The sequence below is a fragment of the Massilia sp. CFBP9026 genome, assembly GCF_034045165.1.
Lineage (GTDB): Bacteria > Pseudomonadota > Gammaproteobacteria > Burkholderiales > Burkholderiaceae_D > Telluria > Telluria arenae.
This window is the reverse complement of record NZ_JAXCWH010000010.1, coordinates 104,633-126,705: the sequence shown is the minus strand read 5'-3', so window position 1 is coordinate 126,705 and position 22,073 is coordinate 104,633. Positions and strand designations below refer to the sequence as shown.

Genomic DNA, 22,073 nt, shown 5'->3' with positions numbered 1-22,073 from the left:
TTACAGGAGATCGACAATGCGTATGACACAGGTGGCAGCCGCGGCGCTGTTCCTCGCCTCCGGGCTCCAGGCCCATGCGGGCACTTTCCAGCAGACCGCCACCGGCATCGAGGTCAGGCCCGACACCGGCGCCAAGGTGGTGCGCCTGAACCTCATGAGCGACAACATCATCCAGGTGGTGAAGCTCGCCCAGGACAACAAGACGCTCACGCCCTCGCTCATGACGGTGGCCACCCCGTGCGCCGAAAAATGCGCGTTCACGGTCACGCCTACGACAGACAATGTCCAGCTCAAGGCGGGCAAGATTGCGGCCTCCGTCTCCCTCAAAGACGGCCAGGTCCAATTCTTCGACGCCGCCGGCAAGCGCTTCCTGGCCCAGGCGTCCGAGTCGATGCAGCCGGTCGACGTGGGCGGCAAACCCTTCCTGGCGATCAAGCAGGGCTTCAACCACGGCACGAAAGACGCTTATTACGGCCTGGGCCAGCACCAGAACAACCAGATGAACTATAACGGCGAAGACGTGCTGCTGGCCCAGCACAATATGATCGCCGCCGTGCCCTTCGTGGTGTCGGACAAGGGCTATGGTCTCCTGTGGGACAACAACTCGATCTCGCGCTTCGGCGACGCCACGCCCTACGACCACATGTCGCGCGACCTGGTCTTGCGCAGCCCGGACGGCAAGCAGGCCGGCCTGACCGCGCGCTACTACGTCGATGGCAAGCTGGCGCTGACGCGCCAGGAAAAGGACATCGACTACCAGTACCTGAAGGACGTGGACGAGAACTGGCCGAAAGAACTCAAGCCAGCCAAGGACCTCAAGAATGTGCGCGTGGTGTGGGAAGGCACCATGAGCAGCGACAAGCCGGGCGTGCACAAGATGCAGCTGTACTCGTCGGACTACGCCAGGCTGACGGTGGACGGCAAGGAAGTGATGGACGTGTGGCGCATGGGCTGGAACCCGTGGTACCACAACTTCGAGGTCAAGTTCGACAGGAACAAACCGGTCAAGCTGCACCTCGAGTGGAAGCCGTCGGGCGGCATGGTGGCCATCACCCACAATAATCCGCTGCCGAGCGCGGAGCGCCATTCGCTGACGATGTCGTCCGAGATCGCCGAGGCGATCAACTACCACGTGATCAGCGCCGACAGCATGGATGGCGCCATTGCAGGCTACCGCCACCTGACCGGCCAGGCGCCGATGATGCCGAAGTGGGCCTATGGCTTCTGGCAGTCGCGCCAGCGCTACGAGACCCAGCAGCAACTGCTCGACGCCCTGGGTGAATACCGCAAGCGTGGCTGGCCGCTCGATAATATCGTGCAGGACTGGTTCTACTGGCCCGAGGATGGCTGGGGTTCGCACGACTTCGACAAGACGCGCTTCCCGGATCCGAAAGGCCTGGTCGATGCCGTCCACAAGCAGAATGCGCGCATCATGCTGTCGGTGTGGGGCAAGTTCTACGCCAATACCGATAACTACAAGGAGTTTGCATCGAAGGGCCATATGTGGACCAAGAACGTCGAGAATGGCTCGCGCGACTGGGTCGGCAAGGGTTACCTCAACAGCCACTACGATCCGTACACGAAGGAAGCGCGCGACATCTATTACCGCCAGCTTAAACCGAAGCTGGTCGACCTGGGCTTTGACGCCTGGTGGATGGACAATACGGAGCCGGACGTGCTGTCCAACAGCCGCCTGGAAGACTTCAAGGAGCTGATCGGGCCGACCGTCTACGGCGCCGGCGAGATCACCTTCAATCCCTACAGCCTGGTGAGCACGGGCGCCATGATCGATGGTCTCAAGCGCGACCAGCCCGACAAGCGCCAGTTCATCCTGTCGCGTTCGGGCTTCGCCGGCATCCAGAGGAATGCCGTGGCGGTGTGGAGCGGCGACACGGTCGGACGCTGGAACAATCTGTATGACCAGATCGCGTCGGGCACCAATATGTCGATGTCGGGCGTTCCGAACTGGACCCACGACATCGGCGGCTATGCCCAGGAGGTGCGGTTCCAGACCGGCGACGTGGGCTCGGCCCAGGAGAACCGCGTCACCAGCCGTGCCAAGGCCAATCCGGAAGACATGGAAGAGTGGCGCGAGCTGAATCACCGCTGGTTCCAGTTCGGCGCCTTCACGCCGCTGTTCCGTTCGCACGGCGAAGTGGTCAAGCGCGAGATCTATAACATCGCCGCCGGCGACGACGCGATGCGCGACAATATGGTGTGGTGGCTGAAGCTGCGCTATCGCCTGATGCCGTATATATACACCGTCGCCTCGGACACCCACTACCGCTCCGGCACCATGATGCGCGGCCTGGCGATGGACTTCCCGAACGACGACAAGGCCAAGAACGTCAAGGACCAGTACATGTTCGGGCCCTCGTTCCTGGTGGCGCCGGTGTACGAGTACAAGGCGCGCCAGCGCCAGGTCTACCTGCCGGCCGGCGCCGACTGGTACGACTTCCACACCGGCGAGCGCCACCAGGGCGGCGCGACCCCCACCATCCAGGCGCCGCGCGAGCGCATGCCGCTGTTCGTCAAGGCCGGCTCGGTGATCACGGCCGGTCCGGTCACCCAGTATGTCGACGAGAAGCCGGATGCGCCGGTAACGGTGTTCGTGTACGCCGGAGCGAATGGCGTGGCGACCCTGTACGAGGACGATGGCGTCTCCAATGGCTACCAGCGCGGTGAAGCCAGCCGCATCCCGATCAGCTACGACGACAAGGCCGGCGTGGTGCAGATCGGCGAGCGCGCCGGGCGCTATCAGGGCATGGTCGAGAAGCGCGAGTTCAAGGTGCGCCTGATCAAGCCGGGCGTGTCGACCGCGGCCGACATGGATGCGTCGGACAAGTCGGTGGTGTATGACGGCAAACCGGTAAGCATCAAGCTGTAATTACCCGCCGGGCACGTGCGCGTGCCCGGCACTTTCGATTGAAACCCATGAACATCATTCCCTTCGCCGCAGGCCTGGTCCTGGCCGGGTTGCTGGCGCTGGCGCCTGCCCACGCGTTTGACACGGTGGCGCCGGACCATCAGCACCTGCAGTACACGGGCCGTATCGACTTCAGCGACCGGCGTGCACCGGTATTGAGTTGGCCCGGCACGTCGGTGGCTGCTACCTTCACCGGCACCTCGCTGTCCATCGTCCTCGACGACCAGCACGGCAAAAACTACTACAACGTCTTCCTCGATGGCGACACCGAGCGGCCGATCATCCTGCAGCTCGACAAGGGCAAGAAGACCTACCTGGTGGCCAACGGTTTGAAGCCCGGCGCGCATCGGATCCTGCTGACCAAGCGCACCGAGGGTGAGGAGGGCGCCACCGTCTTCCTCGGCCTGGAGCTGGACGATAAAGCGACGTTGCAAGCAACGCCGGCCAGGCCGGGACGGCGGATCGAGTTCTTCGGCGACTCCATCACCAGCGGCATGGGCAACGAGGCGCCAGACGATGGCGAAGACCACCACGGCAAGGACAAGAACAACTACCGCTCCTATGCCGCGATCGCCGCCCGCCAGCTGGGCGCCGAAGCGCATTTCACCTCGCAGGGCGGCATCGGCATCATGATCAGCTGGTTCCCGTTCACGATGCCCGACTTCTACGACCAACTGAGCGCCGTCGGCGACAACGACAGCCGCTGGGACTTTTCGCGCTGGACGCCGGACGTGGTGGTGGTGAACCTGATGCAGAACGACAGCTGGCTGATCGGGCGTGACCACAAGCTTCAGCCGGAACCCAACGAGGCGCAGCGGATCGCCGCCTACCAGGCATTCGTCGCGCGCGTCCGGTCGCTGTATCCGAAGGCCTATATCGTGTGCGCGCTCGGCAGCATGGATGCGACGAAGGCCGGTTCGCCCTGGCCAGGGTATGTCAAGACTGCCGTCAAGAATCTGCGGACGGCGGGTGACGCACGCATCGACACGCTGTTCTTCCCCTTCACCGGCTATGGCAAGCACCCGCGCGTGGCGCAGCACCAGGCGAATGCGGACTTGCTGACCGCATTCGTACGGCAAAAAATGGGCTGGTAGGCGAGTGCGGTATCATGCCGCCCTTAGTCAAGAAAGCCGCACATGCTCATCATCACCATCAAGCAGGGCAAGGAGAAGTCGATCCTTGCCGGCGACCCCTGGATTTACCAGTCCGCCATCGAAAAAGTCGAGGGCAAGCCGCACGAGCGCAACAAGATCGGCGTCACCGCCGTCGTGCAGTCGTCCTCGCGCCACTTTCTGGCGCGGGCCGCCTACAACGGCAAGTCGCAGATCGCGGCCCGCGTCTGGACCTTGCGCGAGGATGAAGCGATCGACCATGCGCTCATCAAGCGCCGCGTACAGGCCGCCATCGAGCGTCGCGCCGATACCTGGCGTGCGATAGGACCGGATGCGCTGATCCAGCTGATCAATGGGGAAAAGGATGGCTTGTCCGGCCTGGTGGTGCAGGGCTATGGCGGCCCGGACGGCTACCTGGTCTGCCAGTTCAATGCCGGCGGCGTCGACCTGTGGAAGGTGCCGGTGGTGCAGGCGCTGCTGGCGGCCACCGGCTGCCCGAACGTCTACGAGCGATGCGATGCGCTGGTGCGCAAGGCCGAAGGATTGCCGTTCACGCCGGGCGCCCTGGCCGGCGACGAGCCGCCGCAGCGGCTGACGGTGCGCACGCGCGAGAAGCTGGCGCCGATGGATATCCGCACCGGCTTCACCTACCCGCGCTGAGGGCTGTTCAGGCCAGCGCTTCCTTCGCGGCCTCTTCAGGCGTGAGCGAATCGTAGAACTGGTCGGTGAACCATTCGATCTCTTCCTCGATGTGATCCTGGGCCTCCTTGACGGTGGCGCCACCGGCAACCAGGAAACCTTCCACTTCGATGCACCACTGGATGAACGCCAATGTTTCTTCGTCCAGTTCTTCTTCTTTCTTTGCCATATCGTTTCCCGTATTGTTGCGTGACCAGTGAGCGCTGGATCGATGCGATCAGCGTTGCACGATTCTAACGTAGTCGGATGTCGAGGCCAATGCTTCACGACCAGGATGTGCCAACCGGCGCTTGGCTTGTTATAGATATAAGGTGCTGCCCGCGCTGCGCGTCATGATGCTCCCTCTATCGACGCATATTCAGGGAGGTCGCGATGAAATTGCTCTTGGCGCGTATCGTGCTCGCCGGCTCGGTCCTCGGGCTGACAGGTTGCGCAGCATTCGATTGGTGGCCGCAGTCGACGGCCAAAGCGGACGTAAAGACGCCGCAGTCCGCGGATGAACCTGCGGGCAGTCCGGCGACATATCCGCGTACTCCCGATGCCGGGTCGACCGTGACTGCCAGCTCGACCGAAACTTCCGCCGCCGCCGTGGCGACGGCCCCGGCCCCGGCGCCGGACGTCGCCGCGCCGGTCGCCGCGACCGGGCTCGATAGCGCTGCCATGGTCGACATGCTCGGCATGGCCTGGCAAGGTCTCCAGCGGCCGCAGCCGGTCGACCCGGCCATCTCGAAATACCTCGGCGGCTTCGGTGTCGTGGTCGACATGCTGCAAAGAGGCTTCGATGCCCGCGCGGCGCGCGAGGCGCATGCGGGCGTCGCCCGGATACGCGACGGCATGGGGCCGGGAGAGACCAAGATCATCCATATCAGGCAGGCAGCGGACGGCCGGGTGCAGGTTGTCGAGGTCCCCGGCCGATTCACACCGATCGCGAAGAACCCGGGCGAGAAGGTCATCGAGTCAGAGATCGTCACGCCCGAGGTCGTTGTCCAGCGCGATGGCAGTCTGCTGCACATATTCACCTCGCGAGGTGCGCTCACGCAAAAGGCGCGGGCGAGCTATGACCAGGAATGGCCGGCGTTCTATAAACGCTCCGATGCGGCGATCGCCGCCATCCTGGCGAGAGGCTGAGGCATCAGTTCGCCGGAGAGAACTGCAGCAGGTAGACGTCGTTCTCGCGCAGCGGCAGGCTGGTGGCCAGCCGTCCGTCAGCGCCGACGGTGACCGTCTTTTGTTGCGACGGCTTGCCGGTGGCCTGGGCCTTGAGCGTTGCGACCTGCTGCCGGGTCAGCTGTTTCGGCGAGCCCATGCCGATATAGGCGGTGAAGGCGTCGTTCTGCTTGTAGCCGACCTGCGACACCGTCATCGCGTAGGCGCCCGGTTTGAGGCCCCGCAGCGCCACCGCGACCTGGCCCTTGGATTTAGGCGGCAAGTCCTTGATGTAGAACTGCTGGTTGTTGACCTTGTCGGGCAGCGTATGGGTCACGTCCCATAGCAGGACCTGGGCATTGCCCTTGTCGTCGAGCGTGGCCCAGGAATCCTTGTCGGCGTTCTTCAACTCCGTGTGGCCGAGCTGATTGAGGAACTGATAGGCGAAGTAGGCCGGCTTCTTGATGCCTTGGGTGTTCATCAGGCCGAATCCGCCGTGGAAGGCCTCGAAGCGCGGACCGGGCTCTTCGAAGATATCGGTAAATACCCAGTACGACATCGACTGCACCGCGCCGCTGCTCTGCTTGAGCTTCTTGAGGATGTAGGCGGCCTGGTGGTAGCTGTCGTGGGTAGGATCGGCTGGGGTGTAGGACGAACTCCACTCGGTGTAGTGCAGCTCGAGCTTCGGCATGCTGGAGGCTGCGATTTCCTTGCGGTTCTTGAGCACGTCGCTGGCTACCGCCATATCGTCGCGACTCAAGATCGTCCCGGTGGTGCCGAATTCGTCAAGGAAGCCTTGCCTCACGCCGTAGGAATGGGTGCTGACGAAGTCCAGCGGCACCTTGTTCTTGTCGGCATAGGCGATCATCTCGGGAATCCAGGCCGCGCCGGCGGTGGCCGGCCCGCCGACCCGGTAGGACGGATCGACGCGCTTGACCGCGCGCGCGGCATGCGCATACAGCTTGAAATATTCGTCCTGGGTGCCGGCCCAGAAGCCGTCCAGGTTTGGTTCGTTCCACACCTCGAAGTACCAGCTTGCGACCTCGTCACGGCCGTAGCGTTCGGTCCAGTGCCGCGTCAGGGCTTCGATCAGGCGTTCCCATTGACCGTAGTCGCGCGGCGGCGTGACGTTGCCGCGCCACCAGAAGATGGTCTTGCTGCCGCTGGCCATGGCATTGGGCATGAAGCCCAGCTCCACGAAGGGTTTGATGCCGATCGACAGCAGGTAGTCGAACAGCGAATCGATGTACTGGAAATTGTACTGTTCCTTGCCTTGGGCATCGATCTTGTACACGCCCATGTCGTCGGTCAGGAGGCCGTGGAAGCGGATGTAGCGAAAGCCCGCATCGCGCCGGATCTCGGCCAATTGCTGTTGCCAGTCGGCGCGCAAGCCCTCGTTGGCGCGGCCCGCGCCGACCGACAGGTTGAACATGCGATCGAGCTTGCCCTGCACCTGGGTGACGTCGACGTCGATAGTGCGCTGCTGCGCCTGCGCGGCCAGGGGGAGGGCGAAGGGAAGGGCGCACAGCGCCGCGACGACGGCGTGCAGGAGGCGCTTCTGTTTCATGGGTCAACTCTCTGATGGTGAACAGGACGAAGTGCCAGCATACGTCGGGCTGGCTCTCACGGCGTGGTCCATGCGGATAGTTGAAGCAATCGTGCCGGACGTTTCAGCTTGCTGGGCCGCATCGGGCGCGCCGGCCAGCGAAGCGCGGAACGCCTTCGGGGTGCAGCCATACTCCTGCCTGAACAGCTTGTTGAAGTAGGAGGCGTTGTTGTAGCCGACCGTGTAGGCGATCTCGGCGACCGTGGCCGATCCCTTCTCGGCCAGCAGGCGCGCCGCCTCGGTCAGGCGCAGCTTGTTCAGGTAGCCGGTAAAGGTAAAACCCAGTTCGGCCTTGAGGATCTCGTTGACCTTGTTGCGGTTGACGCCGGCGGCCTGCACCACGGCTTCCAGGTCAAGGTCAGCCTCGGCATAGCGGCTTGCCATCGCCTGCAGGATGGCCGCCTTCTCGCGGTCGCGGCGCGGCTCGAGCGGAAGTTCGAGCGAGAGCTGCTGGTAGGCCACGATCGGCAAGTCCTTCTGCAGCTTGTCCTGCAGCTCGCAGCACAGGGCGCGCGCGTGGGCGCGGAACAGCCACAGGCCGAAGCCGGCCCAGGCCAGCAGCAGAAGCGCGCCGGGGGCGAAGATCCAGCGCATGTCGCGGCCATGCAAGGTCAGGCTGCTGACGTCGACCACCAGCGGCACGTCGCGCGGCGTCTGGAAGGTGCTGCCGATGGCGAGCTTGGGCACCTGGTCCAGGCGATAGGATTGGCGCGACAGCGGCAGCCCCGCATGGGCGAACCACCATTGCGGTGTCTCCATCCGCGTCAGGTCCAGTTCGACCCGGCTGCCTTGCTCGGTGCAGGAAAAGAAGCTCGAGGGAGCGCGGTAGCTGGCCGGGTCGCCGCGCCGTGACAGCCCCTCCTCGAAGGTCGGCGTCACCAGCGACAGGGTGTTCCGTGGCGCGCAGGTAGCGACGAAGGACACCGAGGCAAACCGCGTCAGGTCGGCGTGTGCCGGTTCTCCGTCCGGTCCAAGGAAGAACAGGTTGGCTTCGGCGTACGGATAGGCCGTGCCGCTGGCGACGTTCAGCGCCATGCGCAGGCGCCGGCCGTCGTCGAGCACCCGCACGCTGGAGGCGCCGCCGGCTGAGGCATCGACACCCGGACGGACACGCCAGGCCGCCTGGCCCTCTCCCGGCCCGCTCAAGAGCGCGACTTCGAGGAAGCTGCGCCGATAGCCTGCGAGGCCAATGAGGACGTTCGCCATGAGCAGCGCCACGAGGGCCAGCAGCGCCCGGCGTTGGAAGGCGTGCATGGCGACTCCTCAGCGTGCTCCGGCCGCGAACTCGCGCGCCGCCAGGCGCACGGTCACCGTCTGCACCGGGGCGTCGGCCGCCGTCGCGAGCATCACGCGATACTCTCCGGCCGCGATCTTCCAGCGGTTCGACACGGCGTCGAACACCGCCAGCGTGCGCGGATCGACCGCGACCTTGCTGGCGCGGCGCTCGCCGACGTTCAGGGCCAGCTTGTCCCAGCCGCCCAGGCGCTTCGGCGCCTCCCAGCCGGCGCCGACCTTCGAGACGTACACTTGCGGCACCGCCTTGCCGGCGCGCGCGCCGCTGTTGAGGGTGTCGAAGCTGACCTGGATGCCGCCGTCCACCGCCTCGGCCTTGAGATTGGTGTAGGTGAAGCTGGTGTACGACAGGCCGTGGCCGAAGGCGAACAGCGGTTTGATGCCCTTCAGGTCGAACCATTTGTAGCCGACCGCCGCGCCTTCGATGTCATAGTCGACGTCGAAGCGGCTGTCCTTGGGCAGGTCGAGGCCATCAAGCTTGGGCCGCGGCAGCTGGTTCTCGGACAGCGGGAAGGTCTGCGGCAGGCGTCCCGAGGCGTCAACTTCGCCGCTCAGCACGCGCGCGATCGCTTCGCCGCCATTCGTGCCCGGATACCAGGCCTGGACCACGCCGGCGACCTGGTCGACCCACGGCATCGTCACCGGAGTGCCGGTCTGCAGCACCACCACCGTGCGCGGATTGGCTTTCGCCACGGCGGCGATCAGCGCATCCTGCGCATTCGGCAGCGACAGGTTCGGCACGTCATTCGCCTCCGAGGTCCACTGGGTCGCGAACACCAGCACCACGTCGGCCCCGGCGGCGACCTTCGCGGCGCCTGCCGCATCCTTGCCGTCATGCCAGTCGAGCTTGGCCTTGCTGCGGCGCGCCAGGGCCTGCATCGGGGATCCTGGCAGATAAACCATCGGCCCCGGCCAGGCTGCCGGTCCCTCGTTCGGCACCGCCATGCCGCCGCGCGGATAGACCTGGGCCGAGCCGCCGCCGGACAGCACGCCCTTGTTGGCGTGGCCGCCGATGATGGCGATGCGTTTCAAGCTGGGAGCCAGCGGCAGCACATTGGCCGCGTTCTTGAGCAGGACGATGCCTTCCTCGGCGTCCTCCTGCGAGATGCGGCCGTGGGCGGCGTAGTCGATGTCCTTGTCGCGCACCTTCACCGGATTATCCAGCACCCCATGCGTGCCCATCGCCCACAGGATGCGCGCCACCATATCGTCCAGGCGCTGCTCCGGCACGTGGCCGTTCTGCACCGCCTCCTTGAGGGCGCCATCGAAGTAGGGCGATTTGTCGAATGGGTAGCCGGACTGCTGGTCCAGGCCCGCCAGCGCCGCAGGGATGGTCGAATGCACAGCGCCCCAGTCGGACATCACATAGCCCTTGTAGCCCCAGTCGCGCTTGAGCACCTTGTTCAGCAGGTGATCGTTCTCGCAGCCGTACACGCCGCCGATGCGGTTGTACGAACACATGACGGAACCCGGATTGCCGCGCTCGATGGCGATCTGGAAGGCCAGCAGGTCGGACATGCGGCCGGCCGCGTCGTCGATCTTGACGTTCAGGTGGTTGCGGCCCGTCTCCTGGTCGTTGTAGACATAGTGCTTGACGGTCGAGATCACATGGTTCGACTGCACGCCGCGAATCTGTTCGCCGGCCATGATCCCGGCCAGCAGCGGGTCTTCGCCGGTGTACTCGAAATTGCGGCCGTTGCGCGGCTCGCGCGCCAGGTTGACGCTCCCGCCCAGCATCACGTTGAAGCCCGACAGGCGCGCTTCCTTGCCGATCATGGCCGCGCCCTTGAAAGCCAGCGCCGGGTTCCAGGTGGCGGCAGTGGCGATCCCCGCCGGCAGCGAGGTGCGCAGGCGCGTTTGCTTGCCCGGCTGCGAGGCGACGCCGATGCCGGCGTCGGTCAGCCACTGCGGCGTGATGCCCAGGCGTTCGATGCCCTTGATGTAGCCGGCCGACTGCACCAGCGCCTCGGCGGGCGGCTGCTTGCCCTGGAATTCGGTGCCGAACTGGCCGAACACCATGCCGATCTTTTCGTCGATGGTCATCTGGCTCACCAGTTTTGCCGCGCGTTGCTGGGCGTCGTCGGGGGCCGCTTGCGCGCACTGGACGGCGCAGGCGGCGGCGAGGGCAATGGCCCAGCGGGCGTTCGGCAAAGCTTGCTGCATATTGTTGTCTCCTTATTTTCTTGTTTAATGGCCGCGCCGCCCATGAAGGACGCGCGCGGCCGGCTTGCTCAACTTAGAACGACACTCCAAGACGCACGCTGTAGCGCGGCCCCGTCACGAACCATGCGCGGCCCTTGTCGCCGATGTGGTGGGTCATGATCTGCTTGTACTTCGCGTCGGTCAGGTTCTGCGCCTGGAAGTCGATGCGGTAGTTGTCGTTGAACTTGTAGCTGACGCCGCCATCGAGCTGGCCATAGTCGTCGGCCCAGATCGGCAGGCCCCAGGCGACCACGCTCTGTCCGAAGGTCGGGCTGTCCGGGTTGCTGTCGACACCGTTCGTGCCATTGGTGCCGTTGTTATTGTTGCCCAGCAGGCTCTTGGAACGCCAGCTCCAGGCCAGGCGCGCCGACCACGGACCGCGGTCGTACAGCAGCGCCAGGTTGTAGGAGTTGCGCGACATGTATTCCAGCGGCAGGTCGCCGAAGGTGCGGCCGTCAGTGTCGCAACCGTTGAGGTTCAGGTTCAGGTTGGCCGCATTGTTGCCAGCCGTGCACCAGGGCGAGAACACCGGGTTGTACAGGTCGCGCTTGGTCTTGACGTGGGTGTAGTTGGCCTGCACCCCGAAGCCCGCCAGCCAGCCCGGCAGGCGGTCGAAGTACTGCTGGTAGGCGACTTCGACGCCACGCGCGCTGCCGCGTGCGCCGTTCACCGGCGTGGAGACATTGAAATCGATTGCACGTCCGGCCGAGTCGGTCAGCTGATAGAAGGAGCTCTGCTTGATGATGATGTCGCGCAGGCGCTTGTCGAACAGGCCGACCGTGAGCGAGCCGGCCTTGGCGAAGTACCATTCCGCGGTCAGGTCGATGTTGCGCGAGGTGATCGGACGCAGCAGCGCGTTGCCCTTTGCCTCGCCGACATGGCCGATCGAGGTCACGTTGGTGACTTGCCCGGCCCCGGTGCCGGTGGTGGTGCTGGTCACGTTCTGGCTTAGGGTGGTATAGGCCTGCAGCTGGTCGAAGTTCGGGCGCGACATGCCCTTGCCGATGGCGAAGCGGAACTGCAGCTCGTCGCTGGCCTTGAGCCGCAGGTTCAGGCTCGGCAGCCAGTTGTGGTAGCTGTTCCTGTAGTCGTCGCGGCCGGCGAACGGGGCGATCACTGGCACTGGCAGACCCGTGGTGCCGCCCGGCGGAACGACGAAGGTCGAGTTGTAGACGGTGTAGCCATACGAATCCGAATCGGTCTTCACGTAGCGCAGGCCGACGTTGCCGTCCACCGGGAAGCGCAGGTCGTCGAAGGCAAAGCGCAACTGGGCGTAGGCCGCCTTGGTCTTCTCGGACTGCTCGTTGTCGCCCGACGGGTTGGCTTCGCCGAAGGCGGCCGGCGTCCATGGCGTGCAGCTGTTGCCGGCTTCGGCGCACAGGATGTCATGGAAGCTGTGCAGCTGGGAGTAGCTGGCGGGGAAGCCGGCGGTCACCGAGGCTGCCGGGAAGATGATCGCCGGGACGCTGGCGTCGCCGTTGAAGAAGTTGTTGAACTGATTGACGGTGGTCGGGGCCTGGAAGCGCGGGTCGCTTAGATAAGCCAGGTTATTGATCTGCCACGGCATCATCCAGCGCTGCGAGATGCCGACCCAGTGGTAGTCGGGATTCGAGACGATGGTCTTGGCGTCGCGGTCGGTGAGGCGCACGCCGATCCGCAGGTCGCGCAGCACCGGATGGTCGAAGTCGTACTTGACGTCGCCTTTCCACGCCTTCTGCTCGGCCACGCTACGGTCCAGGTGTTCCTGCGAGAAGGCCCAGAAGAAGTTATTGGGATCGCTCATCGCCGCCGCCTGCGCCGGACTGAAGGTGATGCGCGGCAGCGAGCCCGTCACGTCCAGGTTCAGCTCCGGCATCAGCGTGCCGAGGGCCACCGTCGAATCGAAGCCTTCCGAACGCGCCTTCACGTGCTGGAAGTCCGAGGTGAAGGTCCAGTTGGTGGCCGGCTTCCATTCGACGTTCCAGGCGATGTCGGTGGTGACCGAGTCGCGGGTCGCGGTGCGGGCGTTATTGGCGTACTCGATGCTGCCGGCGGTCGGGTTGGTGATGGTGCCGCTCAGGAAGGCGCCGTTGGCGTCGTACACGCCGTTCGACACGCGCAGATTGGTCGGCGTGCCTTCGGCCGAGAACAGCGCATTCTCGTCCCAGCGCATATCGTATTTGGAGCGGAACCAGGTCAGGTGGCTCTTGAGGGTATTGTCCTTCTTCCACTGCAGCGCGCCGTAGGTGCCCTGGCGCTTGCGGTCGAAGTCGAGCGTACGCCACTGCGCGCCTTTCGGGATCCACACGGTGCGGCCCGGCTCGGCGCCGGCGACCGGATAATACGGTTCGACCTGGAAGGCGTCGGTGCGGGTCACGCTGCGCGAGCTGGCGAAGTTGACCAGGGCGCCGAACTCGCCGATGCCGGTCTGCCAGCGGTTCGAATACAGGAGCGAGCCGGCGGGGCGGGCCTTGCCTTTCTTGAGCTCGGAATACGTGCCTTCGATGCTGCCTGAGATGCGCTGGCCCTTGATGTCGAACGGCAGGGCGGTGCGCAGGTTGACCAGGCCCGAGATCCCGCCTTCGATCTGTTCCGCCGAGGGGTTCTTGTAGACGTCGATGCCGGCCATCAGCTCAGGCGGCACGTCCTCGAAGTTCAGGGCCCGGCCACCGGTGGACGAGAAGGAATCGCGCCCGTTCAGTTCGGAGCGTACCCAGGAGAGGCCACGGATCGACACGCCCGAACCTTCGACCGAGAAGTGTTCGGGATCGGCGCGCGACATGGTGCGGTCGATGGTCACGCCCGGTATGCGCTGCAGCACTTCGGTAATGGATTTGTCGGGCAGCTTGCCGATGTCCTCGGCGACGATCGAATCGACGACCTCGTCCGAGTTCTTCTTGAGCTGCTGGGCGCTGTCGAGGGCGGCGCGCTGGCCGGTGACCGTGACTACCTGGGGAGCCGCTGGCGCGGGTTCCTGGGCGAAGGCTGCCGACAACCAGCACAGATGTGCGACGCCCACGGCAATGGCCGACTTGTTCAACTGTCTCATGTTGTGTCTCCGTCTTTGTTGTGAAGAACCCGTCTGTGGGATTCTTTTCAGGTGCTACCGAGGTTGCCGGCAGTCCGCAGCCGCATAACCTGTCAGTAAATATAACACCTAATGTTTGGCGCAATCATTGGGTTTTTTGGGCTTCTTGTAAATATTTATTGATAACGTTGCGATTCTGATGAAATCGTTATCATCGCGGCCGCTTTTCGATGCCTGCGCCGGACCGAGCGTGGAACTGTGCGGCGTACCAACTGCCTAAAAGCGACAGGCCGGCGTTTCCGGTGCCTGCGCTTCTTCCATGGGCGAATGCCTGCCTCGAGTGTCGATTCAGACGAGGGAGGACATCATGCCTATCAAAAACATCGCCATCGCCTGCCAGGGCGGCGGCAGTCACGCGGCCTTTGCCGCCGGCGCCTTGCCGGTGTTGCTGCCGCAGTTTCGCAATGCCGAGCTGGCGACCAGCCAGGGGCGGGCAAAACTGGCCGACGAAGCGCAAGACGTGCTGCGCCTGACCGGCATCAGCGGCACCTCGGGCGGCGCCATCAGCGCCTTGCTGGCCTGGTATGGCTACCTGCTGGGCGGCCCTGAGGCAGCCAAGGCCGGGCTCGAGCGCTTCTGGGACGCGAACTGCGCTATCGCGCCCGGCGAACGCCTGCTGAACGACATTGGCCAGTGGGCCGGCAGCCTGTCCCAGGTCGATCTCAAGCTGAGTCCCTATCTATCGCCGCTGCGCGAGATCGAAACCTTCGCCACCGCGACCTGGCCGATGCTGACCGCCATGTGGCCGCCGCTGGGCAGCTGGATCCGCGGTCCCTATTTCCAGCTGCGCGAGTCGATCGCGCCGCACGTCGACTTCGACCTGGTCGGCGCCATCGGCGACTTTTGCAGCATCCCGCAAGAGATCAAGCGCTGGCAGGCGATCGCCCTCGAGGCGCGCATGGCCGATACGCCGCCCGAGCGCGAACGGTTGCAGGCGCGCCAGGCCGCGATCGAGCACGACCTGCGGGCCAGGTTGGCTTCTGGCGGCTGGATCGCGGCCTGGTCGAAAGCGCACGAGCTGGCCGCGGGCTCACTGCTGCGGAAGTGGCCTTCATCGAAGCCGTTAATGCCCGCCTCGACGATCCGGGCCAGCGTTTCCGGCCCCACGACAAGCCGATCGAGGTGGTGCGCATCGTGCTCGACGGCGAGGCGGTCGGCGGCGCGGTGCGCAAGGAGCTGGGACTGTTCTCCAAATTCGACCGCGACCCGCAACTGGCCCAGGCCCTGCTGGCGCACGGGCGGGAGCAGGCCGGGCGCTACCTGGCGCTGCGCGCCCAATCCGGCGCCTTGTGGGAGACCCTGGCCGGGCAGGTGGGCATGATGGGGGCCAGGCCCAGCGACCGCCTGGCCCAGGCCATGCCGTATTTGCCGGGGCATGCGCGCATGGCCGGCGGCCTGGTGGCGCCGGACGTGATCACGATCGAGGGCGGCGGGCAGGCCAGCCTGCGCTGGCATGCGAGCGAAGCCGAGGTGGAGGGCCATCTCGTGCGGATGAAGGGGAGTACGCTGCTGCGCATGGGCGAGGAGGGCTGGCGGCTGGCCGAGACCCGCCTGCTCGATGTCGAGGAAAGGGTGGCGCCGGCGGCAACTGCGGGCCATGGGGAATCGGCGGCGCCATCCCCGGCGGCGCGGCGGCGTGGTGGTGGCGCGCGCAAGGGCGATGGCGGCGAAACGTCTTTACATTAACTGGCAGGCGGCGAGGTTAGCACGACAAGCGCGGTTCAATTCTCACCTAAACTCACGCAGAAATTGTATACATTGCGTAAAATACTTATTTGTAGCGTTCATCAATTCATATATATTTCTGATATATCTCAAAGTCAACGGATATTGCAATGCAACATAACTCATATATCAAGAATCGCATCCTGTTGAGCACCGGCGTGTTGGCCGCCGTGCTCGCCCTGTCGGCGTGTGGCAAGAAGGCCGACGTCGAGGCGTCGCCGGCGCCGACCGATCCGGCCTCGCCGGCCGCGGTCGCCACCCAGAATCCCGATCCGCACGCGGCCATCGTGGCCGAGCCGGCCACCACGCCGGATGCGGTTCCGGGCACCGGTCCGGGTGAGGGCGGCACCGCCATCGGCGGCGTGGTCGCTGGCCAGGATGCAGGCAAGTCCCGCGACAGCGGTGCTTCCGAACCGACCGGTGGCGATGGCGCCACCCAGGCAACGACGCCGCCGGCCAAGTAACACGACCGGCGACGTAGCAAGGCGCGCACGCCACCTGACGGTGGCAGCGTCGCGATCGGATCAGCATGCCGGGGCGTTGACCCCGGCACATCCTTTTGCGGCGTGCGCAATCCATTACTAGTAGGAGAACCTAGATGGGCATGAATCGTAGGCAGTTCCTCCGCGTAAGCGGTGCGGGACTGGCCGCGTCCACCATCGTCGCGCTCGGCTTTTCGCCGCTGCCGGCAATGGCCGAGACCCGGCACTATAAACTGGCGAAGGCCAAGGAGACGCGCAACACGTGTCCGTACTGCTCGGTGGGCTGCGGCCTGCTGATGTACAGCATCGGCGACGGCGCAAAGAACGTCACCTCGGACATCATTCATATCGAAGGCGACCCGGATCACCCGGTGAACCGCGGCACCCTGTGCCCGAAAGGCGCTGGCCTGCTCGACTTCGTGCACTCCCCGAACCGCCTCAAGTATCCTGAAGTCCGCGAGCCGGGCAGCAAGGAATGGAAGCGCATTTCGTGGGACCAGGCGATGTCGCGCATTGCCAAGTTCATGAAGGACGACCGCGACGCCAACTTCATCGCGACCAACGCCGAAGGCAAACTCGTCAACCGCTGGACCAGCACCGGTATGCTGTGTGCGTCCGCGGCGAGCAACGAAACGGGCTACATCACGCACAAAGCGATGCGTTCGATGGGCATGCTCGTCTTCGATAACCAGGCTCGCGTTTGACACGGACCTACGGTGGCCGGTCTGGCCCCGACGTTCGGACGAGGAGCGATGACCAACCATTGGGTTGACATCAAGAATGCCGATGTAGTTCTGATTATGGGCGGCAATGCCGCCGAAGCTCACCCTTGCGGTTTCAAGTGGGTGATCGAAGCCAAGCATCACAATAAAGCCAAGCTGGTCGTGGTCGACCCGCGCTTCACGCGTTCGGCCGCCATGAGCGACTATTACGCGCCGATCCGCGCTGGCTCCGACATCGCCTTCCTGGGCGGCGTCATCAATTATCTGCTGAGTAACGACAAGATCCAGACCGAATACGTCCGGAGCTATACCAACGCGTCGTTCATCGTCGGTCCCGACTTCTCGTTCGAAGACGGTATCTTCTCCGGCTACGACGAAGCCAAGCGCCGCTACGACAACAAGTCGTGGGGCTACGCCATGGGTGAAGACGGTTTCGCCAAGGTCGATCCGACCATGCAAGACCCGAATTGCGTCCTGCAGGTGATGAAGCGTCATTACTCGCGCTACACCCCTGAGCAGGTCAGCAAGATCACCGGTACCCCGGTCAAGCAATTCCTGAAAGTCTGCGAGTACATCTCGTCGACCGCCGCGCCGGGCCGCGCCATGACGATCCTGTATGCGCTGGGCTGGACGCAACACAGCCAGGGCAGTCAGATCATCCGTACCGGCGCCATCATGCAGCTGCTGCTGGGTAACGTCGGCGTCGCCGGCGGTGGCCTGAACGCACTGCGCGGCCACTCCAACATCCAGGGTCTGACCGACCTGGGCCTGCTGTCGAACTCGCTGCCGGGCTACCTGTCCCTGGCGACCGACAACGAGCAGGATCTGGAGACCTACTACAAGCCGCGCGCACTCAAGCCGCTGCGTCCGAACCAGATGAGCTACTGGCAGAACTATCCCAAGTTCTTCGTCAGCCTGCAAAAAGCCTGGTGGGGCGATGCCGCGACCGCGGAAAACAACTGGGCCTTCGACTACCTGCCGAAGATCGACAAGCTGTACGACGTGCTGCAGGCCTTCGAGCTGATGGGTCAGGGCAAGTTGAACGGCTACATCTGCCAGGGCTTCAATCCGGTTGGTTCCTTCCCTAACAAGAAGAAGATCATCGCCGGCCTGTCGAAGCTGAAATTCCTGGTGACGATGGATCCGCTGAACACCGAGACTTCGGAGTTCTGGCAGAACTTCGGCGAGTCGAACGACGTCAATCCGGCCGAGATCCAGACCACCGTGTTCCGCCTGCCAACCACCTGCTTCGCCGAGGAAGACGGTTCGCTGTCGAACTCGTCGCGCTGGCTGCAATGGCACTGGAAGGGCGGCGAAGCGCCGTACGAAGCCAAGCCGGACATCGAGATCATCGCCGACCTGTTCACCCGCATGAAGAATGCGTACATCAAGGATGGCGGCGCCTTCCCTGATGCGATGGTGAACCTGTCCTGGCCGTACAAGATTCCGCACAGCCCTTCGGCAGAAGAGCTGGCCAAGGAATTCAACGGCAAGGCGCTGGCCGACATCCCGGATGCCAAGGATCCGTCCAAGATCATCCTCAAGAAGGGTCAGCAGGTGCCGGGCTTCGGCGTGCTGCGCGATGACGGTACCACTGCGAGCGGCTGCTGGATCTATGCCGGTTCGTGGACCGAGGCCGGCAACCAGATGGCCAACCGCGACAACGCCGATCCTTACGGCATCGGCAATACGCTGGGCTGGGCCTGGGCATGGCCTGCGAACCGCCGCGTGCTGTACAACGGCGCGTCGGCCGATCCGAAGACCGGCAAGCCGTGGAATGCGCACCGCAACCTGATCGCATGGAATGGCACCAGCTGGACCGGTTCCGACATTCCGGACATCCGTCCCGATGCGAATCCGGGCGACGAAGACCGTGTGCAGCCGTTCATCATGACGGCCGAAGGCGTGTCGCGCCTGTTCGCGCCGACCGGCATGGCCGAAGGTCCGCTGCCTGAGCACTACGAGCCGTTCGAGTCGCCGTTCCCGGTCAACCCGATGCACCCGAAAAACCCGAAAGCCCGTGCCAATCCAGCGGCGCGCGTGTTCAAGGGCGACATGGAAGCATTCGGCACCGCGAAGGACTTCCCGTACGTCGCGACCAGCTACCGCCTGACCGAGCACTTCCACTACTGGACCAAGAACGTGCTGTCCAACGCGATCATCCAGCCGCAGCAGTTCGTGGAAATCGGCGAGGAACTGGCCAAGGCCAAGGGCATCAGCAATGGCGATATGGTCAAGGTGTCGTCGATGCGCGGCTACATCAAGGCCAAGTGCGTCGTCACCAAGCGCATTCCGCAGCTCGATTGCGATGGCATGAAGGTGGACACGGTGGGCTTGCCGAACCACTGGGGCTTCGTCGGTTTGACCAAGCCGGGCTTCCTGGTGAACACGCTGACCCCGTTCGTGGGCGATGCGAATACCCAGACGCCTGAGTTCAAGTCGTTCCTGGTCAATATCGAAAGGGTTTAAGTCATGTCTTCACTACAATCTCTCGATATTGCAGCGCGGTCGGCAACGACCGCGACGACGCCGGTGGCGCGTACCCACAAGCCGGAAGTCGCCAAGCTGATCGACGTCTCGAGCTGCATCGGCTGCAAGGCATGCCAGGTGGCGTGCATGCAGTGGAACGATCTGCGCGACGACGTCGGCGACACCAATGGTACCTACGACAACCCGCGCGACCTGACGCCGCAGTCGTGGACGGTCATGAAGTACTCGGAAATCGTCAGCAAGACGGAAGACGAGGGTGACCGCCTGGAGTGGCTGATCCGCAAGGACGGCTGCATGCACTGCGACGAACCGGGCTGTCTGAAGGCCTGCCCGGCGCCGGGCGCGATCGTCAAGTACACCAACGGCATCGTCGACTTCATCAGCGAGAACTGCATCGGCTGCGGCTACTGCGTTGCCGGCTGCCCGTTCGACGTGCCACGCATCAGCAAGGTGGACTCGAAGGCTTACAAGTGCTCGCTGTGCGCGGACCGCGTGGCAGTGAACATGGAACCGGCCTGCGTCAAGATCTGTCCTACCGGCGCCATCCGCTTCGGTACCAAAGAGGACATGATCGACTACGCAGCCGACCGTGTGGTCGACCTGAAGGAGCGCGGTTACCAGAACGCGGGCCTGTACAACCCGGCCGGCGTCGGCGGTACGCACGTGATGTACGTGCTGCAGCACGCCGACAAGCCGACCCTGTACGCCGGCCTGCCTGAGAACCCGACCATCAGCCCGACCGTGGCGCTGTGGAAGGGCGTGGCCAAGCCGCTGGGCGTGGCCGCGATGATCGGCGCCGCCGTGGCTGGTTTCTTCCACTACATGAAAGTGGGTCCGATCGAGACCCATGTGGACGAACCGCCAGTGCAGCCGACGCCCGACGCAGACCAGCGCGAAGATACGCGCGTTTAAGGAGAAGAACATGTTTATCACTCGTTATCGCGACCGCACGCGGATGAACCACTGGGCCGTGGCCCTGCTGTTCATCTGCGCGGGTCTGACCGGGCTGGCATTGTTCCATCCTTCGATGTACTTCTTCAGCGTCTTCTTCGGCGGCGGCTACTGGACCCGTGTGCTGCACCCGTTCTTCGGGCTGCTCATGGTGCTGGGCTTCGTGTTCCTGTTCTTTGCCGTGGTGCGCGACAACTTCTGGACCCGTGCCGATACGGAATGGGTCAAGAAGGCGCCGAAGATGGTGACCACCGGCGACGAGCATCACATGCCGCCGGTGCACAAGTACAACGCCGGCCAGAAGGGCGTGTTCTGGGTGTTCGCCATCAGCCTCGTGCTGCTGCTGATCACCGGCTTCATGTTCTGGCAGCCATGGTTCGCGGACTTCTTCCCGATTCCGCTGCGCCGTGCCGCCATGCTGGTGCATGCGGTGGCGGCCCTGGCGCTGGTGCTCAGCGTGATCATCCACGTGTACGCCGCCATCTGGGTCAAGGGCTCGTTCCGCGCCATGACCCGTGGCACCGTGCATGAGGACTGGGCGAAGTCGCACCATCCGCTGTGGTATAAGGAAGTCACGCAAGCTACGCAAGATCGTGCCACGCGCAAGAAACCTTAAGGACTTCACTGCTCTATGAGTGTTACCAAAGCAACACCGCTGCTCAGCCCGGAAGAAATCGCGGTCCGGTCCGGGCAGCAGATGCCCTACCTGCACCTCCCGGTGCGGGCAGAGCTCTTCGCCACCCGTGAAACCCGCCTGCGTCAGCTGGCGGCCGGGCATGCGATGCGCGACTTCATGCTGTTCGCCGCCGAACTGGCGCACGTCCAGCATGAAGTCCTGCAGGACTATCCCGAAGTTGCGCTTCCCAGCGAGGACGACTTGCTGGCCGCCGGCCGCGCCGCCCAGGCGCCGCTGCCGGCGCCGCTGTGGCCGCGTGACCCGGCCTGGCGTGGGGCCATGCGCCGCATGCTGGAGCTGCTGGTCCCGCGCCTGGCGGGCAGCCCGGCCCAGGCGGCCGTGCAGGCCTTGCTGGCCGCCAGTGACGACCATCTCGAGGGACAAGCCGAACTGCTGCTGCAAGGCGCAGCCGGCCTGGACATGAGTGCGGCGCCACTGGTGGCGGCAGGCCTGCAGGTCTACTGGACCCATATGGTGCTGGAAATCCAGAAAGCCCACGGCGCGGCGCGCCAGGAACCGTTCGGGCGCACGCTCGACGTGACCTTGTGCCCGTGCTGCGGCAGCTTGCCGACCTCGTCGGTCACGCGCCTGGATGCCGGTGGCAGCCACTTCCGCTACCTCAATTGCGCACTGTGCTCGACGCAGTGGCATATGGTGCGGGTCAAGTGCAGCCACTGCCAGAGTACCAAGGGCATCCACTACCATTCGCTGCAGGCGGTGGCCACCGATGGCGCGCAGGAAGATACTGCGCAGGCATCGGTCCAGGCCGAAACCTGCGACGAGTGCGGCCACTACCTCAAGATCGTGCGCATGGAAAGAGATCTCCACGTCGATCCGGTGGCGGACGACGTGGCGACCCTGACACTGGACATCCTGGTGTCGGAGGCGGGCTTCCAGCCGCATGGCGTCAACCTGCTGCTGCTCACGGGCGGCGAAGACGACGTTCCGGAAAACGATCAACCAGGGAGTCATTGAC

General features: G+C 64.4%; 16 protein-coding genes. 11 read left to right on the top strand and 5 right to left on the bottom strand.

The genetic code is table 11. The features are described 5' to 3' along the window. The first annotated feature begins 16 nt into the window (after window positions 1–16). From SOM28_RS22140 to SOM28_RS22130, 3 genes are read left to right on the top strand one after another with little or no spacing between them, the layout of a single operon-like run. Window positions 17–2,887, top strand: a complete 2,871-nt coding sequence (locus SOM28_RS22140) for a glycoside hydrolase family 31 protein (protein ID WP_320469475.1) — start codon at window positions 17–19, stop codon at window positions 2,885–2,887. A 47-nt stretch (window positions 2,888–2,934) separates the two neighbouring features. Then, window positions 2,935–4,020, top strand: coding sequence for an SGNH/GDSL hydrolase family protein (locus tag SOM28_RS22135; protein ID WP_320469474.1), 1,086 nt, complete (start codon window positions 2,935–2,937; stop codon window positions 4,018–4,020). Between the two features lie 42 nt (window positions 4,021–4,062). Continuing rightward, complete coding sequence (locus SOM28_RS22130) at window positions 4,063–4,698, top strand: class I SAM-dependent rRNA methyltransferase (RefSeq protein WP_320469473.1); 636 nt, start codon at window positions 4,063–4,065, stop codon at window positions 4,696–4,698. Window positions 4,699–4,705: 7 nt separating this feature from the next. Here SOM28_RS22130 and SOM28_RS22125 read toward each other — a convergent pair whose 3' ends face one another. Continuing rightward, the gene (locus SOM28_RS22125; protein WP_123072150.1) at window positions 4,706–4,906 is read right to left on the bottom strand and encodes a hypothetical protein; all 201 of its coding nucleotides are present in this window, start codon (window positions 4,904–4,906) and stop codon (window positions 4,706–4,708) included. A gap of 203 nt (window positions 4,907–5,109) precedes the next feature. Here SOM28_RS22125 and SOM28_RS22120 point away from each other — a divergent pair, with 203 nt between their 5' ends. Next, the gene (locus SOM28_RS22120; protein WP_320469472.1) at window positions 5,110–5,865 is read left to right on the top strand and encodes a hypothetical protein; all 756 of its coding nucleotides are present in this window, start codon (window positions 5,110–5,112) and stop codon (window positions 5,863–5,865) included. Between the two features lie 4 nt (window positions 5,866–5,869). Here SOM28_RS22120 and SOM28_RS22115 read toward each other — a convergent pair whose 3' ends face one another. From SOM28_RS22115 to SOM28_RS22100, 4 genes are all read right to left on the bottom strand, one after another. After that, window positions 5,870–7,450, bottom strand: coding sequence for a GH39 family glycosyl hydrolase (locus tag SOM28_RS22115; protein ID WP_320469471.1), 1,581 nt, complete (start codon window positions 7,448–7,450; stop codon window positions 5,870–5,872). 3 nt (window positions 7,451–7,453) lie between these two features. Beyond that, window positions 7,454–8,743, bottom strand: a complete 1,290-nt coding sequence (locus SOM28_RS22110) for a helix-turn-helix domain-containing protein (RefSeq protein ID WP_320469470.1) — start codon at window positions 8,741–8,743, stop codon at window positions 7,454–7,456. A gap of 9 nt (window positions 8,744–8,752) precedes the next feature. Further along, the gene (locus SOM28_RS22105) at window positions 8,753–10,945 is read right to left on the bottom strand and encodes a beta-glucosidase family protein (RefSeq protein ID WP_320469469.1); all 2,193 of its coding nucleotides are present in this window, start codon (window positions 10,943–10,945) and stop codon (window positions 8,753–8,755) included. A gap of 73 nt (window positions 10,946–11,018) precedes the next feature. After that, on the bottom strand, window positions 11,019–14,012 hold the full coding sequence (locus tag SOM28_RS22100) for a TonB-dependent receptor (protein ID WP_320469468.1): 2,994 nt from the start codon (window positions 14,010–14,012) through the stop codon (window positions 11,019–11,021). Window positions 14,013–14,358: 346 nt separating this feature from the next. On the opposite strand from SOM28_RS22100, the gene SOM28_RS22095 reads away from it, so the two are divergent. The 7 genes from SOM28_RS22095 (at window position 14,359) to fdhE (ending at window position 22,072) form a co-directional block, all read left to right on the top strand. Further along, window positions 14,359–15,372: a patatin-like phospholipase family protein gene (locus SOM28_RS22095; protein WP_320469467.1), complete on the top strand. Its 1,014-nt coding sequence runs from the start codon at window positions 14,359–14,361 to the stop codon at window positions 15,370–15,372. Beyond that, on the top strand, window positions 15,369–15,737 hold the full coding sequence (locus SOM28_RS22090; protein ID WP_320469466.1) for a hypothetical protein: 369 nt from the start codon (window positions 15,369–15,371) through the stop codon (window positions 15,735–15,737). The genes SOM28_RS22095 and SOM28_RS22090 overlap by 4 nt, the downstream gene beginning before the upstream one ends. Before the next feature lie 149 nt (window positions 15,738–15,886). Next, the gene (locus SOM28_RS22085; protein ID WP_320469465.1) at window positions 15,887–16,240 is read left to right on the top strand and encodes a hypothetical protein; all 354 of its coding nucleotides are present in this window, start codon (window positions 15,887–15,889) and stop codon (window positions 16,238–16,240) included. A gap of 134 nt (window positions 16,241–16,374) precedes the next feature. Next, entirely contained in the window at window positions 16,375–19,449 is a 3,075-nt protein-coding gene (gene fdnG, locus SOM28_RS22080; protein ID WP_320469464.1) for a formate dehydrogenase-N subunit alpha, read from the top strand. A gap of 3 nt (window positions 19,450–19,452) precedes the next feature. Next, on the top strand, window positions 19,453–20,382 hold the full coding sequence (gene fdxH, locus SOM28_RS22075) for a formate dehydrogenase subunit beta (RefSeq protein ID WP_320469463.1): 930 nt from the start codon (window positions 19,453–19,455) through the stop codon (window positions 20,380–20,382). A gap of 10 nt (window positions 20,383–20,392) precedes the next feature. Continuing rightward, on the top strand, window positions 20,393–21,037 hold the full coding sequence (locus SOM28_RS22070) for a formate dehydrogenase subunit gamma (RefSeq protein ID WP_123068652.1): 645 nt from the start codon (window positions 20,393–20,395) through the stop codon (window positions 21,035–21,037). Window positions 21,038–21,052: 15 nt separating this feature from the next. After that, the gene (gene fdhE, locus SOM28_RS22065; protein WP_320469462.1) at window positions 21,053–22,072 is read left to right on the top strand and encodes a formate dehydrogenase accessory protein FdhE; all 1,020 of its coding nucleotides are present in this window, start codon (window positions 21,053–21,055) and stop codon (window positions 22,070–22,072) included. The last annotated feature ends 1 nt before the right edge of the window (window position 22,073 follow it).

Coding starts and splice junctions, on each gene's coding strand:
- SOM28_RS22085 (WP_320469465.1), top strand. CDS start 15,887: ATGCAACATAACTCATATATCAAGAATCGCATCCTGTTGAGCACCGGC.
- SOM28_RS22100 (WP_320469468.1), bottom strand. CDS start 14,012: ATGAGACAGTTGAACAAGTCGGCCATTGCCGTGGGCGTCGCACATCTG.
- SOM28_RS22070 (WP_123068652.1), top strand. CDS start 20,393: ATGTTTATCACTCGTTATCGCGACCGCACGCGGATGAACCACTGGGCC.
- fdxH (WP_320469463.1), top strand. CDS start 19,453: ATGTCTTCACTACAATCTCTCGATATTGCAGCGCGGTCGGCAACGACC.
- SOM28_RS22090 (WP_320469466.1), top strand. CDS start 15,369: ATGATGGGGGCCAGGCCCAGCGACCGCCTGGCCCAGGCCATGCCGTAT.
- SOM28_RS22125 (WP_123072150.1), bottom strand. CDS start 4,906: ATGGCAAAGAAAGAAGAAGAACTGGACGAAGAAACATTGGCGTTCATC.
- fdhE (WP_320469462.1), top strand. CDS start 21,053: ATGAGTGTTACCAAAGCAACACCGCTGCTCAGCCCGGAAGAAATCGCG.
- SOM28_RS22135 (WP_320469474.1), top strand. CDS start 2,935: ATGAACATCATTCCCTTCGCCGCAGGCCTGGTCCTGGCCGGGTTGCTG.
- SOM28_RS22105 (WP_320469469.1), bottom strand. CDS start 10,945: ATGCAGCAAGCTTTGCCGAACGCCCGCTGGGCCATTGCCCTCGCCGCC.
- SOM28_RS22095 (WP_320469467.1), top strand. CDS start 14,359: ATGCCTATCAAAAACATCGCCATCGCCTGCCAGGGCGGCGGCAGTCAC.
- SOM28_RS22120 (WP_320469472.1), top strand. CDS start 5,110: ATGAAATTGCTCTTGGCGCGTATCGTGCTCGCCGGCTCGGTCCTCGGG.
- SOM28_RS22140 (WP_320469475.1), top strand. CDS start 17: ATGCGTATGACACAGGTGGCAGCCGCGGCGCTGTTCCTCGCCTCCGGG.
- SOM28_RS22115 (WP_320469471.1), bottom strand. CDS start 7,450: ATGAAACAGAAGCGCCTCCTGCACGCCGTCGTCGCGGCGCTGTGCGCC.
- SOM28_RS22110 (WP_320469470.1), bottom strand. CDS start 8,743: ATGCACGCCTTCCAACGCCGGGCGCTGCTGGCCCTCGTGGCGCTGCTC.
- SOM28_RS22130 (WP_320469473.1), top strand. CDS start 4,063: ATGCTCATCATCACCATCAAGCAGGGCAAGGAGAAGTCGATCCTTGCC.